14 protein-coding genes are annotated in these 16767 nt (G+C 65.9%); 10 read left to right on the forward strand and 4 right to left on the reverse strand.

Annotated features, from left to right (window positions below):
- Positions 1–128 precede the first annotated feature (128 nt).
- On the forward strand, positions 129–2306 hold the full coding sequence (locus HNE05_RS18430; protein WP_173210059.1) for a malate synthase G: 2178 nt from the start codon (positions 129–131) through the stop codon (positions 2304–2306).
- Between the two features lie 989 nt (positions 2307–3295).
- On the opposite strand, the gene HNE05_RS18435 is transcribed toward HNE05_RS18430, so the two are convergent.
- Positions 3296–4006 (reverse strand): substrate-binding periplasmic protein, encoded by a 711-nt coding sequence (locus tag HNE05_RS18435; RefSeq protein ID WP_173210061.1) that lies wholly within the window; start codon positions 4004–4006, stop codon positions 3296–3298.
- Positions 3993–5672 carry an ABC transporter substrate-binding protein gene (locus HNE05_RS18440; RefSeq protein WP_173210063.1) on the reverse strand — a complete coding sequence of 560 codons (1680 nt, stop codon included), beginning with the start codon at positions 5670–5672 and terminating at the stop codon, positions 3993–3995. The genes HNE05_RS18435 and HNE05_RS18440 overlap by 14 nt, the downstream gene beginning before the upstream one ends.
- A gap of 263 nt (positions 5673–5935) precedes the next feature.
- On the opposite strand from HNE05_RS18440, the gene HNE05_RS18445 reads away from it, so the two are divergent.
- The 3 genes from HNE05_RS18445 to HNE05_RS18455 are packed head-to-tail and all read left to right on the forward strand — an operon-like array spanning position 5936 to position 9170.
- Entirely contained in the window at positions 5936–7558 is a 1623-nt protein-coding gene (locus HNE05_RS18445; RefSeq protein ID WP_173210065.1) for a methyl-accepting chemotaxis protein, read from the forward strand.
- A 23-nt stretch (positions 7559–7581) separates the two neighbouring features.
- Positions 7582–8739: a hypothetical protein gene (locus HNE05_RS18450; RefSeq protein WP_173210067.1), complete on the forward strand. Its 1158-nt coding sequence runs from the start codon at positions 7582–7584 to the stop codon at positions 8737–8739.
- Between the two features lie 11 nt (positions 8740–8750).
- The gene (locus HNE05_RS18455) at positions 8751–9170 is read left to right on the forward strand and encodes a phosphate ABC transporter substrate-binding protein (RefSeq protein WP_173210069.1); all 420 of its coding nucleotides are present in this window, start codon (positions 8751–8753) and stop codon (positions 9168–9170) included.
- Between the two features lie 60 nt (positions 9171–9230).
- On the opposite strand, the gene HNE05_RS18460 is transcribed toward HNE05_RS18455, so the two are convergent.
- A complete protein-coding gene (locus HNE05_RS18460) occupies positions 9231–10154 on the reverse strand; it encodes a LysR family transcriptional regulator (protein ID WP_173210071.1) in 924 nt (307 codons plus the stop codon).
- A 143-nt stretch (positions 10155–10297) separates the two neighbouring features.
- On the opposite strand from HNE05_RS18460, the gene HNE05_RS18465 reads away from it, so the two are divergent.
- Positions 10298–11038: an SDR family NAD(P)-dependent oxidoreductase gene (locus HNE05_RS18465; RefSeq protein WP_173210073.1), complete on the forward strand. Its 741-nt coding sequence runs from the start codon at positions 10298–10300 to the stop codon at positions 11036–11038.
- A gap of 33 nt (positions 11039–11071) precedes the next feature.
- On the forward strand, positions 11072–11278 hold the full coding sequence (locus HNE05_RS18470; RefSeq protein WP_160491784.1) for a tautomerase family protein: 207 nt from the start codon (positions 11072–11074) through the stop codon (positions 11276–11278).
- A 200-nt stretch (positions 11279–11478) separates the two neighbouring features.
- On the opposite strand, the gene HNE05_RS18475 is transcribed toward HNE05_RS18470, so the two are convergent.
- A complete protein-coding gene (locus HNE05_RS18475; RefSeq protein ID WP_173210075.1) occupies positions 11479–12528 on the reverse strand; it encodes an NAD(P)H-dependent flavin oxidoreductase in 1050 nt (349 codons plus the stop codon).
- A gap of 149 nt (positions 12529–12677) precedes the next feature.
- Here HNE05_RS18475 and HNE05_RS18480 point away from each other — a divergent pair, with 149 nt between their 5' ends.
- The 4 genes from HNE05_RS18480 (at position 12678) to HNE05_RS18495 (ending at position 16716) form a co-directional block, all read left to right on the forward strand.
- The gene (locus HNE05_RS18480; RefSeq protein ID WP_173210077.1) at positions 12678–14606 is read left to right on the forward strand and encodes a DUF294 nucleotidyltransferase-like domain-containing protein; all 1929 of its coding nucleotides are present in this window, start codon (positions 12678–12680) and stop codon (positions 14604–14606) included.
- Entirely contained in the window at positions 14603–15310 is a 708-nt protein-coding gene (locus HNE05_RS18485) for a 3'-5' exonuclease (protein ID WP_173210079.1), read from the forward strand. Before HNE05_RS18480 ends, HNE05_RS18485 begins: the two co-directional genes overlap by 4 nt.
- 117 nt (positions 15311–15427) lie before the next feature.
- Positions 15428–16555 carry a PepSY-associated TM helix domain-containing protein gene (locus HNE05_RS18490; protein ID WP_173210081.1) on the forward strand — a complete coding sequence of 376 codons (1128 nt, stop codon included), beginning with the start codon at positions 15428–15430 and terminating at the stop codon, positions 16553–16555.
- On the forward strand, positions 16552–16716 hold the full coding sequence (locus HNE05_RS18495) for a hypothetical protein (protein WP_173210083.1): 165 nt from the start codon (positions 16552–16554) through the stop codon (positions 16714–16716). Before HNE05_RS18490 ends, HNE05_RS18495 begins: the two co-directional genes overlap by 4 nt.
- Positions 16717–16767 lie beyond the last annotated feature (51 nt).

Here is a 16767-nt window from a genome sequence, read left to right on the forward strand (position 1 = left end):
GCGCCGCCTGGCGGGCACTGACAGGCCGTGACTGATTTTTTCGTTTGAGTCATGTAGTATCCCGCGGCTCGTACTACATGGCCGTCCGGCCCGGATTTAGAGCTGTCTGGAATCAAGTGAGGCAAGCAATGACTGAGCGCGTTCAAGTCGGTGGCCTGCAGGTCGCCAAAGCCCTTTACGACTTCATCAACAATGAAGCCATCCCCGGTACCGGCATCGCTGCCGACAAGTTCTGGGCTGGCGCCGAAGCCGTGATCAATGATCTGGCCCCGAAAAACCGCGCCCTGCTCGCCAAGCGTGATGATTTCCAGGCCAAGATCGACGCCTGGCATCAAGGCCGTGCCGGCCAGGCGCATGACGCCGCCGCGTACAAAGCCTTCCTCCAGGAAATCGGCTACCTGCTGCCGGAACCGGCTGACTTCCAGGCCACCACGCAAAACGTCGACGAAGAAATCGCCCGTCTGGCCGGCCCGCAGCTGGTAGTCCCGGTGATGAACGCGCGTTTCGCCCTGAACGCCTCCAACGCCCGCTGGGGTTCGCTGTACGACGCGCTGTACGGCACCGACGTGATCAGCGAAGAAAACGGCGCCGAGAAAGGCAAGGGCTACAACAAGGTCCGTGGTGACAAGGTCATCGCTTTCGCCCGCGCCTTCCTCGACGAAGCCGCGCCACTGGAAGGTGCCTCCCACGTCGACGCCACCGCTTATGTAGTGAAGAACGGCCAACTGGCCGTGAGCCTGAAAAACGGCAACAGCACCGGCCTGAAGAACGCCGCCCAGTTCATCGCCTTCCAGGGAGAAGCTGCCAAGCCTGCAGCCGTACTGCTCAAGCACAACGGCCTGCACTTCGAAATCCAGATCGACGCCAGCACCCCGGTCGGCCAAACCGACGCCGCCGGCGTCAAAGACGTGCTGATGGAAGCCGCGCTGACCACCATCATGGACTGCGAAGACTCGGTTGCCGCCGTCGATGCCGATGACAAAGTCATCGTCTACCGCAACTGGCTCGGCCTGATGAAAGGCGACCTGGCGGAAGAAGTGGCCAAAGGCGGCCAGACCTTCACCCGCACCATGAACCCGGACCGCGTCTACACCAAAGCCGACGGTAGCGAGCTGACCCTGCACGGCCGCAGCCTGCTGTTCATCCGCAACGTCGGTCACCTGATGACCAACCCGGCGATTCTCGATGCCCAGGGCAACGAGATTCCGGAAGGTATCCAGGACGGCCTGTTCACCAGCCTGATCGCCATCCACAACCTGAATGGCAACACCAGCCGCAAGAACACCCGTACCGGCTCGGTTTATATCGTTAAGCCGAAGATGCACGGCCCGGAAGAAGTCGCTTTCACCAGCGAAATCTTCAGCCGCGTCGAAGACGTCCTCGGCCTGACTCGCAACACCCTGAAAGTCGGCATCATGGACGAAGAGCGCCGCACCACCGTCAACCTGAAAGCCTGCATCAAGGCCGCCAGCGAGCGCGTGGTGTTCATCAACACCGGCTTCCTCGACCGTACCGGTGACGAAATCCACACTTCCATGGAAGCCGGCGCCGTGGTGCGCAAGGCCGCCATGAAGAGCGAGAAGTGGATCGCCGCCTACGAGAACTGGAACGTCGACATCGGTCTGGCCACCGGCCTGCAAGGTCGCGCCCAGATCGGCAAAGGCATGTGGGCCATGCCCGACCTGATGGCCGGCATGCTCGAGCAGAAGATCATGCACCCGATGGCCGGTGCCAACACCGCCTGGGTACCGTCGCCGACCGCCGCCGCGCTGCACGCCCTGCACTACCACAAGGTCGACGTGTTCGCCCGCCAGGCCGAACTGGCCAAGCGCGAGCGTGCCTCCATCGACGACATCCTGAGCATCCCGCTGGCGCCGAACACCAACTGGTCGGCCGAGGAAATCCAGAACGAACTGGACAACAACTCGCAGGGCATCCTCGGTTACGTGGTGCGCTGGATCGACCAGGGCGTCGGCTGCTCCAAGGTGCCGGACATCAATGACGTCGGCCTGATGGAAGACCGCGCCACCCTGCGTATCTCCAGCCAGCTGCTGGCCAACTGGCTGCGTCACGGCATCGTCACTGAAGAGCAGATCGTTGCCAGCCTCAAGCGCATGGCGCCGGTGGTTGACCGGCAGAACGCCGCTGACCCGCTGTACCGTCCGCTGGCGCCGAACTTCGACAGCAACATCGCCTTCCAGGCTGCCCTGGAACTGGTGGTCGAAGGCACCAAGCAGCCGAACGGCTACACCGAGCCGGTCCTGCACCGCCGCCGCCGCGAGTTCAAGGCCGCCAACGGTCTGTAATTCGCCGCAGCTGTGAAAGAACCGCCCTCCGGGGCGGTTTTTTTATGGTTCTTCGCATAATTTCGGGGAAAAGCGGTCTTGCCACCGGTTGTATTTGGGGCATGGCTGCTTATTGACTGTTTCGAAGCTTCTGGTTTCGCCTCCCGGCGAGTTACTTTCTCTTTGCTCGCGCGAAAGAGAAAGTAACCAAAGAGAAAGCGCGCCCGACATCCGGCCCCGCCTGCGGCGGGGTTCCCTACCTCCGGTGCCGCTCCGGGGGCCCGGCATACACGGGCCATCCATGGCCCGTTATGCCTCTCGCCGCATCCCTGCGGCTCGTCCCCCTACGCAACACCTCCAGTCGGCCTCCTGACGGGGCTGGGCTCCGAGTGGCCTGATGCTTTTCCAGACGCAGAACTTCCAGGCAACACCAAACGCCCCGTGCAGAAGGGCGAGCGGAATCGTTGCGTAAGGGGTTGAGCGACATGGATGTCGCGAGAGCGCCGATGGGCCAGGGATGGCCCTTCGGCGCGGGCCCCTGGAGCGACGATGGAGGGAGCGGACCCGGAGCGAAGCGTAGGGCCGGATGATCGGGGAAAGCGTTTTTGCTTACTTTTTCCGCGTTTGGAAAAAGTGAGTCGCCCGGGAGGGCGAAACCAGAGCTATCGACTTGCTCGATAAACAGCTGCGCATCGAGGCAAGGCAACCTCACACAAACGTGCCAGCCCTGCGTCAATCATCATCTCCCCCTGATTCCGCGAAGAACCATTTTTATGCCCGGGGAACAGCCTCCGCTAACGGGGCACTCTTAGTGGACGGGCCTCGCGCAGACACTGGCAGCCAGAGCGCGGCTGAGCCGCCCCGGCGCTTAGAACCTGTCCACGATCTTTTGGACTAGAGCCAGACAAGGCAAAAACAGGTGAGGAAGCGGAGTTTACGAGCTGTAAATGAGCATTCCGAGCCTGTTTTTAACGCGGTATGGCCGACGGACAGGAGATCGTGGACAGGTTCTACTCCAGGCTCACGCCATGCTGCTGGTACAGCGCCTGCACCCAGCCTTCGTGGTACATCTGCTGCAAGCTCGTCTGCAGGCGCTGCAGCAGCGCTGGATCAAGCTGCGGATGGCAGGCGATGTCTTCCATCAGCGTCAGGAAGGGCAGCACCTCACGCGGTGCGGGCTTGGCCCCCAGCGCGTGAACCACCGCCGCGCTGGTCGCCCACAGCCGCGCGCGGCTGCGCTGCAGCATGCTCAGGTTGAGCGACTCCTTGTTCGAATAGAGCACGTCGAGACCGACACCCTGCAGGTAGTCACCCGCCCCCGAACCCTGATGACTGAGGATGCGCAGGCCACGCGCCTGCTCCAGGCTGTCCAGCTGCAGGTCGTCATCGGCCTTGGCGTACAGTCCCAGGCGCGAGATCAGCAGCGGACCGACCCAAGCGTAGTAGGGCTCGCGTTCCTGGCGGCGCTCGACCAGCAACACGCAACCGTTGGACTCCTGCTGGACCTTCACCAGGGCGCGCTGCAGCGGCAGAAAACTTAACTGGTAGGAGATGCCGGCACGCCGAAACAGCTCGCGGGTCAACTCGGGCACCAGCCCGGCACCCTGACCATCGAGGCTCTGCTGCACCAGCGGTGGCCGCTCCCAGGCAAACAGCTCGATCTCGGCGGCTGCGCTCGGCAGGCTGAGCAGGCTCAGCAACAACAGGCTAATCCCACGCACGCAAGGCCTCCTGGTACTTCAGGGTGCGGCCAGGCGGGCGCTCATCCGCCAGTTGCGGCCAGGGCGCGCCCGGCTGCGGCAACCAGTACTGCGCCCCGCGCGGTGGATTGAGCTGCGGTGCACAAGGGTTCTGCTGGCGCTGAGCCACAACCTGCAGGTGCTGGTCGAAGGCGACCGCCAGGTTGTGCAGCGCCTGCGCCGCGCTGAGCTTGCCGCTGATCGCCGGGTGCAGCTGACGCCACCACAGGCTGGCCATGCCGCTGTAGTCCGGCACATTGGCCCCGGTGGGGGTCCAGCGCCGCGCCGCGCGGCTGCGGTAGAACTCGACCAGGCCACCGAGGCGCGGCGCCTCGGCGAGCAGGGCCGGGGAGTCCAGGTCGGAGCGGCGGATCGGCGTCAGCCCGACCAGGGTCTTGCGCAGCGACACGCTTTTGGCGGTGACGAACTGGGCATACAGCCAAGCCGCCTGGCGCTGGCGCAGCGGCGTCGTGTTGAGCAGGGTCCAGGCGCCGACATCCTGATAGCCGGACTTCATGCCGTCCTGCCAGTAAGCGCCGCGCGGCGACGGCGCGACCCGCCATTTGGGCTTGCCTTCGCCATCCACCACCGGCGTACCGGGCTTGGTGTAGTCGGCGGTGAAAGCGGTGTACCAGAAGATCTGCTGGGCCACGTGGCCCTGGGCGGCGATATTGCCGGCCTGATTGAAGCTCATCTGCTGCGCCTCAGGCGGGGCATAGCGCTTGAGCCAGTCGACATACTGCTGCACCGCATAGACCGCCGCCGGGCTGTCCAGCGCGCCGCCACGGGCCATGCTGGCGCCCGCCGGGCGACAGCCTTCGACGCGAATACCCCAGTCGTCCACCGGCAGGCCGTTGGGTAAACCGAGGTCGGCCACCCCGGCCATGCCCAGCCAGGCATCGGACAGGCGCCAGCCCAGCGAGGGGTCGTAGCCACCGTAGTCCATGTGGCCATAGACGCGCTGGCCATCGATCTCGCCGACCTGCTCGGTGAAGAAGGCCGCGATGTCCTCATAGGCCGACCAGTTCTGCGGCACATCCAGCTCGTAGCCATAGCGCTCGCGAAATGCCTGGCGCAGTTCCGGGCGCTCGAACCAGTCCTGGCGATACCAGTAGAGATTGGCGAACTGCTGGTCCGGCAGTTGGTAGAGCTTGCCGTCCGGCGCGGTGACGAAGGGCAGGCCGATGAAATCGGCGAGGTCGAGGGTCGGTGAGGTGACGCTGGCGCCGGCGCCGGCGATGAAGTCGGAGAGCACCAGCACCTGGCCATCACGAAAGTGCTGACCGAGCAGGTCGCTGTCGCTGACATAGGCATCGTAGAGAGGCAGGCCGGTCTGCTGCTGGGTGCGCAGCTTGTTCACCACGTCGTCCTCGCCACTGATCTCGTGGATCACGCGAATACCGGTGAGCCTGCTGAACAACGGCGCCAGCACCGTCGCCTCGTACCAGTGGGTGGGGATGTGCTCGGCGATGACGCGCACCTGCACCCCCGCAAACGGCTTGCCCGCGGCGGCGAACCAGGCCAGCTCGGCGCGCTGCTCGGCGGCCGCCAGGGAGCTGGGTTGCAGCTCGGCGATGGCTTCCTGCAGGGGGTTGGCGGCGTGGGTCAGGGTACTGAACAGCAAGACGAGCCACATCACGGAGCGCATTCGTCTCTCCTTTTTCTTATCAGGCCATTCTAGTGCGGCATCTGCCGTTCGTCCCTCCAACCGCCCCAATACCGACGCAAATATGGCGATTTGCCCCAGTTGGCGGGCAGAAACGCGGTTTTCTGGCTATAGCAATACGGAGGTCGGCCGACAGTTAGGGCAGACCAGCATAAATACGCATGGTCAAACCATGACCAATAAGTGGCCTCTAGCTACTAACTGGCTTCCTGTACACTTCGCGCCCCCATTTGGGTACACCTGCCATGTTGAAGAATCTGTCGCTGACCCTGAAGTTGTCGCTGTTACCCGCCGTTGCCTTGTGCGGACTGTTGCTCTATGTGGGCTACAGCTCGTTGCAGCTGGCGGATAACGATGTGCGCCTGGTGACGCTGGAAACCCACAGTTTTCCTACCCTGGAGAAAGCCGACGCGGTGATCTTCCAGTTCTCGCGCCTGCCCGGCCTGTTCAACAACGCGGTGGCCGCCGGCGAGCTGGCGACCCTCGACGATGCGCGCAAGGTGCTCGCAGAAATCGCCAGCAAGCAGCAGGAGCTGCAGGGCCTGGCCAAGGACAACCCGACCCGCAGCGATGAACTGCAAGGTTGGCGCAGCGCCATCCAGCGCTATGCCGACAATGCCCTGGCCGCCTCCGAGCAACTGGTCAAGGGCAGCGCCAGCTTCGAGGACCTGCGCCCCAGCCTCGACCGCATGGCCACTGACCTGAGCCAGGCACAGCAGCTCGGCGACGTCTTCCGCGCCCATGCCTACGAAGACTTCCAGACCACCCTGGCGCAGGCGCGCACCGACAACGCCACCACCACCCGCGTCGGCTATGGCCTGTCGATCCTGCTGGTGGCGCTGGTCAGCATCGGCTCGGTACTGGTGATCCGCGGCATCATGGGCAACGTGCATGGCGTGATCGACTCGCTGAAAGCCATCGCCCGTGGCGAAGGCGACCTGACCCGGCGGGTCAATGTCGACTCGAATGACGAGATCGGCGAGATGATCCAGCTGTTCAACCGCTTCCTGGAAAAACTCCAGGGCACCATCCGCCAGACCATCGATGCCGCCAGCCCGCTGGGGCAGATGTCGCAGGAGCTGTATCAGCTGACCCAGGGCGCCAAGCAGAACGCCCAGTCGCAGCAGCACCACACCGACTCGATCGGCCGCGATATCCAGACCATGACCAGCAGCATTCAGGAAGTCGCCCACCGCTCCCAGCAGGCCTCCGAAGAAGCCAATGCCGCGGCCCGCCAGGCGGAAACCGCACGGCAGAATATCGGCAGCCTGTCGACCAGCATCAGCGACCTGGGCAGCAGCGTGATGAGCGCCGTGCAGGCCATGGAGCAACTCGAAGAAGAAACCCAGCAGGTCGGCTCGGTGCTCACCGTGATCCGCAGCATCGCCGAACAGACCAACCTGCTGGCGCTCAACGCCGCCATCGAAGCGGCCCGTGCCGGCGAGCAGGGCCGTGGTTTTGCCGTGGTCGCCGACGAGGTGCGCAACCTGGCGCAGAAGACCGCCGCCTCCACCGCCGAGATCCAGCAGATCATCCAGCGCCTGCAGAGCAGCGCCAACGGCGTGCTCAACGTGATGACCAGCAACGGCGAGAAGGCCCAGGCCAGCATCGAGCGCTCGGTACAGGCCACCCAGGTGCTCGAAGCGATTGCCCAGGCCGTCGGCCAGATCAACCAGCTCAACGCCGGCATCGCTCAGTTCACCCATGAGCAGATCGGCCTGTCGAGTTCGATCCAACAAGAAACCCAAGTGTTGCAGCAGGACGCACAAGCAACCGCACAGGGGGCCGAGGCCACTGCCCGTCTAGGCGAGCAACTGGTCAGCACAGGGGATCACCTGCGCGCGGCGACGGCCCAATTCCGCGTTTAATCCTTTCAACGGAGCATCACCGCATGACTACTGCCCGCGTCCTCGGCCTGGCCCTCTGCCTTGCCAGCACCTCGGCATTCGCGCTGGAACAAGGCGAAGCCCTCATCAACGGTTTCGGCACCGTCGGCATCACCCACCTGGGTGGCGAAGACGATGGCCGTGGCTACGGCATCTCCGGCCAGACCAACGACTCCTGGCGTGGCGACCAGCTGAGCAAGTTTGGCGCCCAGCTGACCTACGGCGTCACCGACACCGTCGGCCTGACCCTGCAGACCACCGCCAAGGCCTACAGCGACGAGTGGAAGGCCAACTTGGAGTGGGCCTACCTGTCCTGGCAGAGCACCGACAACCTGATGCTGCGTTTCGGCCGCCTGCGCACCCCGGTGTACATGTACTCCGAGAGCATCGACGTGGGCTTCGCCTACCCCTGGCTGCGCCTACCCGACGAGGTCTACAGCCAAGTCCAGCTGTCCAACTACGAAGGCGCCGACCTGGTTTACAACCTGCCGCTGTCCTTCGCCACCGTCTCGTTCCAGGTCGCTGGCGGCGCCGCCAAGAACCGTGACTACTATCTGTACGACGACGAGTTCGACATCGACTACGACAACGTCTTTGGCGCCAGCGTAAGCCTGGCCACCAACGACTACGGTACCTTGCGCGTCGGCTACACCGAAGCCGACATCGAAACCGACATCTCCGGCAGCTTCGTCGACATCTTCGGCAACCCGAGCTCGGCCACCCTGCTGGCGCTGGACAAGGACACCGGCAAGTTCACCTCCATCGGCTACCAGTACGACAACGGTACCTGGCTGACCGCCAACGAGTGGACCAGCCGCGTGATCGAGAACGACAACGCGCACAGCACCGACTCCTTCTACCTGATGGGTGGCCGCCGCTTCGGCGACTTCCTGACCCATGTCACCTATGCCCAGCTGGACGAGGATGATGGTCGCCAGAACTCCTGGACCCTCGGCCTGAACTACAACATCCTGCCGACCGTGGTGCTGAAGGGCGAATACAAGCGCGTGGACACCAACGGTGGCTACGACGGCGTGTTCGTGCGTGACGCCCAGGAGCTCTACGACAACACCGTCAACGAACGCACCAACGGCCTCCTCGGCGTGCCGGCCCGCAACTACGACGGCGATATCATCAGCGCCGGCGTCGACTTCGTATTCTGAGGAGCATGCACATGAAGCAGTCCATCCGCATTCTCCTGGCCGCCGCCAGCCTGGGCGCCGCTGCCCTGGCCCAGATCGGCATGGCCCAGGCCGAAGTTGCCGTGATCGTCAACGCCGGTTCCTCGGCTGCGCCGTCGCAGGCCGATGTCGCCAACATCTTCCTGGGCAAGAACAAGTCGCTGAAAGGCGTCGACCAGAAAGACTGGAACCCGACCAAGGAGAAGTTCTACGCCACGGTCACCAGCAAGAGTGAAGCGCAGCTGAAGTCCTACTGGTCCGGCCTGGTGTTCACCGGCAAGGGCCAGCCGCTGCCGAGCGTGGCCGGCGATGCCGAGGTGGTGGCCAAGGTCGCCGCCGAAGCCGATGCCATCGGCTATGTCGACAAGGCCGCGGTCACCGACCAGGTGAAAGTGCTGCTGACCCTGCCGTAAGACGGGGTCGTGGTGAAGAAGCCGACGGGGCAACCCGTCGGCTTTTTTATTGCCCGTTGATCAGGCGCCGCGCCACTCGCGCGCGGCCTGCAGGAGAAACTCGACGAATACCCGCACGCGGATCGGCACATGGCGGCCGTGGGGATAGAGCAAGGTAAACGGCCGCGAGCGCCCGGCAAAAGGCTGCAGCACTTCCACCAGCTCGCCACTGGCCAGCTGCCGCTCGACGATGAAGCGGTAGGTCTGGAACAGGCCGGCGCCGCTGCTGGCCAGGGTCACGCCGCCAAGCACATCGTCGGCGCAGCAGTAGTTGCCCGCGGTAAAGATCTCCCGCTCGCGCCCCTGCTCATTGAACAGCCAGGAAATCTTCCGCCCGCTGCTGGGCAGCTCGAACTGGATGCATTCGTGCTGTGCCAGCTCATCCAGGCCCTGCGGCGTACCGGCCTGCTGCAGATAGGCCGGCGTCGCCACCACCACCAGCGCCGCCTCCTCCAGCGGCCGGGCGATCAGCCCCGAGTCCGGCTGGGCGCGCACGCGAATGGCCAGGTCGTAGCCTTCCTCGACGAAGTCGACATTGCGGTTGCTCAGGTGCACCTCCACCTTCACCCCCGGATAGCGCTGGCGGAACGCCGGCAACAGCGGCAGCACGCGGTGATGGCCATAGGTGGTGGGCAGGCTGATGCGCAACGTGCCGGCCGCCTCCAGCTGTTGCCCGCTGACCTGGCGCTCGGCTTCGATCAGCTGGCTCAGCGCCTGCCGGCATTGCTCGAAGTAGCCCCGGCCACCTTCGGTCAGGCGGATGTGCCTGGTGGTGCGGACGAACAGGCGCACGCCCAGCCGTGCCTCCAGGCGGCCCACCGAACGGCTGACCGCAGCCGGCGTCACCCCGGCGACCTGGGCCGCCGCGGTGAAACCGCCCAGCTCGGCCGCCAGGCAGAACAGTTCGATGCTGCCGAGCTGCACCTCGTCGAAGCTGCGCCTCATGGATTAGTTACACCAGGTATCAAGTGAAGTGATCAGCGGCAGATTTATCAGCTTCTGGCGCATGAATACAGTGTCTCGCAACAGGACGCGGATCTTGAAACCGAGCCTGCGGACTTCCGACTTACCTTCGAGAGAGCGAGATCATGCCCAGCAGCCCCACGAAAACAGTGATCATCACCGGCGCCTCCAGCGGCATCGGCCTGGCCATTGCCCGCACCTTCCTCGACCACGGCTACAACGTGGTCGGAAATGCGCGCAACGCCGCGCGCCTGCAACAAGCCGCCGTGCAACTGGAGCGCCCCGAACGCTTCCTCGGCGTGGCCGGTGACATCGGCGAGCCGGCCACCGCTCGCCAGCTGGTCGACGCCGCCGTGCAGCGTTTCGGCCAAGTCGACGTGCTGGTCAACAACGCCGGCATCTTCAACGCCAAGCCGTTCACCGACTATTCCGTGGAGGAGATCGACGCGCTGATCAGCACCAACCTCAAGGGCGTGGTGTACGCCTCGCAGGCGGTGGCGGCACACATGATCCCGCGGCGCCGCGGGCATATCGTCAACATCACCGCGAGCATCGCCCTGCAGCCCAGCATCAAGGTGCCGGCGACCCTGCCGGTGCTGCTCAAGGGCGGCCTCAACCAGGCCACCCGCGCCCTGGCCCTGGAACTGTCGCCGCACAATATCCAGGTCAACGCGGTGGCGCCAGGCATCGTCGATACGCCGATGTACAGCGCCGAGCAGCACGCCTTTCTCAATACCCTGCAACCGGCCGGGCGCATCGCCCGCGCCAGTGAAATCGCCGACGCCGTGCTCTACCTCAGCCAGGCGGCCTTCACCACCGGCGCCGTGCTGCCGGTGGACGGCGGCATGAGCAGCGGCACCTGGTAAGCCCCCGAATCATCACCCACGAGGAACCACAACATGCCCTTTGTCAGCGTCCGCATCACCAAGGACGGCGTCAGCCGCGAGCAGAAAGCCCAGGTCATCGCCGAAATCACCGAAACCCTGCAACGGGTGCTGAACAAGCGCCCGGAGCTGACCCATATCGTCATCGAGGAAGTGGATACCGATAACTGGGGCTACGCCGGCATGACCACCACCGAGTACCGCAGCCAGCAACCCGGCTGACTGATCCGATAGGCTGTAAGAACCTGTTTACGATCTTCTGAATTAGAGCCAGACAAGGCAAAAACGGCCGAGGAAGCGCAGTTTACGAGCTGTAAATGAGCATTCCGAGGCCGTTTTTAACGCGGTATGGCCGCGAGTCAGGAGATCGTAAACAGGTTCGAAGAGGCCCGGGTGGATTATCCACCCGGGCCTTTTTGCTTTTAGTGGTTGGCCTGCATCTCCGCCAACAGCAGGGCAACCAGTTCGCCCGCCGGCAGCTCGCGGGCCAGCGGTGCGCCCTGCCCGGCCCACTGCGCGGCGAAGTCATGGCAACCCTGGGCGCTGGCTGCCGCGTGCAGGGCCTTGGCCGCGTCGTAGGCGATCGGGTAATCCGGCAGCGCCGCGGCGAACTCGCCATACAGGCGATTGGGCAGGCCGCGCGCCGGGCGCCCGGAGATGTTCGCGGTGATCTGCGTGCGCTGAGCCTGCTCACTGCGCAGCGCCGCCCGGTACGGCGCATTGGCCGCCGACTCGGGACAGAGCACGAAGGCCGTGCCCAACTGCACGCCGGCCGCACCCAGGGCCAGCGCCGCATTGATCGCGGCGCCGTCCATGATGCCGCCCGCGGCGATCACCGGCAGCGTGGTCTGCGTCACCAGCAGACGCACCAGCGCCAGGGTGCCGATGGCCGCGTCGCCCGCCTCGGGCTCGAACACCCCGCGGTGACCGCCGGCCTCGATGCCCTGAGCCACCAGCGCATCGACGCCCGCCGCCTCGGCCAGGCGCGCTTCGGCCAGATTGGTGACGCAGGCCAGCACACGCAGGCCGGCCTGCTGCAACGCCGCGATCCAGGCCCGCGGCGGCAGCCCGAAGTGCAGGCTAACCACCGCCGGGCGCTCCTCCAGGAGCATCGTCAGCATGGCCGGATCGGCCAGGAAGCTGCGGTAGATTTCCGTCAGCCGCGCCGGCGGCTCGGCGCCGAATTCGCCGAACAACGGCCGCAGTTGCTCCAGCCAGGCTGCCTCGCGGGAGCCATCGGCCAGCGCCGGGCGGTGGCAGAACAGGTTGACGTTGAAGGGCGCGTCCGTCAGCGCGCGGGTCGCGGCGATCAGCGCGCGCGCCTGCTCCGGCGTGCTGGCACCAATTCCCAGCGAGCCCAGGCCACCGGCATCCGACACTGCCGCCGCCAGCGCCGGAGTGGACACGCCGACCATCGGCGCCTGGATCAGCGGATGGCGGATACCCAGCAGTTCGGTGAGCACGGCAGACATGGCGAAGAACTCCTACCCAAGAGAGTCGCCAATCTGCCGCAATCCACGCCGTGCCGCCAGCCTGATCGGCCGCCTGCGACCTATGTCCAATGGGCAAATGCGCGGCAAGCGCCGACCATGCTGACATCTCCGCCATCAGGGCAGCCCGCATGCAGTCCAAGGAAAGCAGCGCCGCCGGCAAGACCGCCGTGCTGCAGAACATCCACGGCACCATGGAGTTTCTGCGCAAGTATCCGCCGTTCAACCAGATGGACAGCGCCCAGCTGGCCTACCTGGTCGAGCACTGCCAGCTGCGCTTCTACGGCGCCGGCGAGAGCATCATCAAGCCCGCCGACGGCCCGGTGCAGCACTTCTACATCGTCAAGCAGGGCCTGGTGGTCGGCGAGCGCCCGCATTCGGCCAAACGCGGCAGCGAGACTACCTTCGAGATCGCCAGCGGCGAGTGCTTCCCACTGGCCGCCCTGCTCGGCGAACGCGCCACCCGCACCGAACACCTGGCCGGCGAAGACACTTTCTGCCTGCTGCTGGGCAAAGAAGCCTTCGTCCGCCTGTTCAGCCAGAGCGCACCGTTTCGCGACTTCGCCCTGCGCGGGGTGAGCAGCCTGCTCGACCAGGTCAACCAGCAGGTGCAGCTGCGCGCCGCGGAAAGCCTCGGCGCGCAGTACTCGCTGGACACCTCGCTGCGCGAACTGGCCATGCAACAACCGGTCGGCTGCAGCGCTGAAACGCCGCTGCGCGAGGCGGTGCGGCGCATGCACGAGCAGCATGTCGGCAGCATCGTCATCGTCGATGAAGGCAACCGCCCGCTGGGCATCTTCACCCTGCGCGACCTGCGTCGGGTGGTCGCCGATGGCAGCTCGCTGGAGCAGCCGATCGAGGCGCTGATGACCCAGCGCCCCTTCCACCTGTCGCCCCAGGCCAGTGCTTTCGATGCCGCCCTGGCGATGACCGAACGGCATATCGCCCACGTCTGCCTGGTCGAGCACGGCCAGCTGGTCGGCGTGGTTTCCGAGCGCGACCTGTTCTCCCTGCAGCGGGTCGACCTGGTGCACCTGGCGCGCACCATCCGCCATGCCGGCAAGGTCGAGACCCTGGCCGCCCTGCGCAGCGACATCCGCCTGCTGGTCGAACGCATGCTGGCCCACGGCGCCAGCTCGACGCAGATCACCCAGCTGGTCACCCTGCTCAACGACCACACCGTGTGCCGGGTGATCGAGCTGTGCATCGAGGAACTCGGCGACCCCGGCGTGCCGTTCAGCTGGCTGTGCTTCGGCAGCGAGGGACGCCGCGAACAGACCCTGCACACCGACCAGGACAACGGCATCCTCTTCGACGCGGCCAGCGCCGAGGAGGCCGAGGCCATCCGCCAGCGCTTGCTGCCCCTGGCCAAACGCATCAACCAGCAGCTGGCGCTGTGTGGCTTCAGCCTCTGCCCGGGCAACATCATGGCCGGCAACCCGGCGCTGTGCCTGTCGCGCAGCGAGTGGGCACGACGCTTCAGCAGCTTCGTGCGCGAGGCCAGCCCGGAGAACCTGCTCGGCTCCAGCATTTACTTCGACCTGCGGGTGATCTGGGGCGACGAGGACGGCGGCGCGCAACTGCGCCAGCAACTGTTTGCCGAGATCCGCGACAACAGCCTGTTCCAGCGCATGCTGGCAGCCAACGCCCTGCAACACCGGCCACCGGTGGGGCGCTTCCGCGACTTCGTGGTGGCCCGCAGCGGCGCCGAGAAGGACACCCTCGACCTCAAGACCGAAGGCCTCACTCCCTTCGTCGATGGTGCCCGCCTGCTCGCCTTGGTCCACGGCGTCGAGGATTGCAACACCCAGCGGCGCTTCGCCGAGCTGGTCGAAAAAGGCGTGATCGATACCCTCGACGGCGCCGCCTATGAGGAGGCCTACCACTTCATCCAGCAGACCCGCCTGCAACTGCACCAGCAGCAGGCGCTGCAGGGCCTGCCGTTTTCCAACCGCCTCGACCCGGACAGCCTCAACCAGCTGGACCGGCGCATCCTGCGCGAGTCGTTCCGCCAGGCCCAGCGCCTGCAAGCCAGCCTGGCGCTGCGCTATCAGCTATGAGCATCTTCAACTGGATCCGCCGCGACACCCCGCCCCTGAGCGCCGCCCAGCAACAGCGCCTGGCCGCGCTGCAACCCGCCGCACCTCTGGGCGATGCGCCGCTACAACAACAGCGTCTGGTGGTGCTTGACCTGGAAACCAGCGGCCTAAACCTGCAGCGCGACCAGCTGCTGGCGATCGGCGCGGTGGTGATCGAAGACGGCGCCATCGACTTCAGCCAGCAGTTCGAATGCACCCTGCACCGTGCCGGGCACCAGGCCAGCGCCAGTACCCTGATCCACGGCATCGCGCCCAGCGCCATCGCCGCCGGCACCGATCCCGCCGAGGCGCTGCTGGCCTTTATGGAGTTCCTCGGCGACAGCCCGCTGCTGGCCTTCCACGCCGGCTTCGACCAGCACATGCTCGGCCGCGCCCTGCGCGAGAGCCTCGGTTACCGCCTGCGCCACGCCTTCCTCGATGTCGCCGAACTGGCGCCGCTGCTGTGCCCCGAAGTCAGCCTGCGCCACGCCGGACTGGACGACTGGCTGGCGCACTTCCAGCTGCAGGCCGCCGAGCGCCACAACGCCAGCGCCGACGCCCTGGCCACCGCCGAGCTGGCGCTGATCCTGTTCAGCAAGGCGCGCCGCCAGAAGCTGGACAGCCTGGCCGCCCTCGACCAGCGCCTGCAGGGCCGGCGTCGGCGCCAGCGTGCGCCGTCGCTGTAGATCGACCGATAGCCAGACTCAATATCATTAGTAAACAATTCTCGATTCCCCTGGCGTCGGGCGCTCACTAGAATGTCGGCACCTCTCCTGCCGACAGCTTCTGCGCACCTAAACCCCATGCACTCACGCACTATCCGCCGCTGGTCCGTCATCCACACCTGGAGCAGCCTGGTCTGCACCCTGTTCCTGTTGATGCTGGCCCTGACCGGCCTGCCGCTGATCTTCCACCACGAGCTGGAACACCTGCTTGGCGAGGCGCCGCAGCTGCGCGAGCTGCCGGCCGACAGCCCGCGCCTGGACCTGCAGCAGCTGGTCGAGGCGGCCGAACGGGCGCGCCCCCATGAGGTGGTGCAATACCTCGGCTGGGAAGCGGACGAACCCAACGGCGTGGTGACCATCATGGCCGCCACCGCCGGCACCGAACCCAACTCCTCGCACACCTTCATGCTCGACGCCCGCAGCGGCGAGGCCGTGGCCATGCCGGCGGCCAACGGCGGTTTCATGATGCTGATGCTGCGCCTGCACGTGGATATGTTCGCCGGCCTGCCGGGCAAGCTGCTGCTGGCCTTGATGGGCATTCTCTTCGTGCTGGCGATCATTTCCGGCGTGGTGCTCTATGCCCCGTTCATGCGCCGCCTGCCCTTCGCCGCCGTGCGCCGCGACAAGTCCACGCGCCTGCGCTGGCTCGACCTGCACAACCTGATCGGCATCGTCACCCTGACCTGGGCCCTGGTGGTCGGCGTCACCGGGGTGATCAGCGCCACCGCCGACCTGCTGATCGAGGCCTGGCGCAATGACACCCTGGCGGCGATGGTCGCGCCCTACCGCAACGCCCCGCCGCTGACCCAGCGCGCCCCAGCCAGCGACCTGCTGCAGATCGCCAGCCAGGCCGCACCCGGCATGCAGGCGGACTTCATCGCCTTCCCCGGCACGCGCTTCTCCAGCGCGCACCACTACGCGGTGTTCATGGTCGGCAGCACGCACCTCACCGCGCACCTGTGGACCCCGGTGCTGATCGACGCGCAAACCCTGGCCGTGACCGCCGTCGGCACGCGCCCCTGGTACATGGACGCCCTGGCCATGTCGCAGCCGCTGCACTTCGGCGACTACGGCGGCCGGCCGATGCAGATCCTCTGGGCCGTGCTGGATGTGCTGACCATCATCGTCCTGGGCAGCGGCCTGTACCTCTGGTGGGTGCGCCGCCGCGCGCCGCGCGCGGCCCTGCGCGACGAGGTGGTGGCATGAGGCAAGCGACCTTCGCCCTGCCGACCGTACTGGCCCTGCTGGGCGCCGCCGGACTGTTCGCCGCCCTGCTCGGCGATGGCTGGTGGGACGCCCTGGCCTGGCTCGGCCTGGGTCTGCCGGCCGTGCTCGGCGTCTGGCCGCTGTGGCCACGGCGCGGCTGAAGCCTGCACTCGCGCGGCCCGGAATGATCACCTAGAGTGGGCGCACCATCC

The sequence above is a fragment of the Pseudomonas campi genome (assembly GCF_013200955.2).
GTDB lineage: Bacteria > Pseudomonadota > Gammaproteobacteria > Pseudomonadales > Pseudomonadaceae > Aquipseudomonas > Aquipseudomonas campi.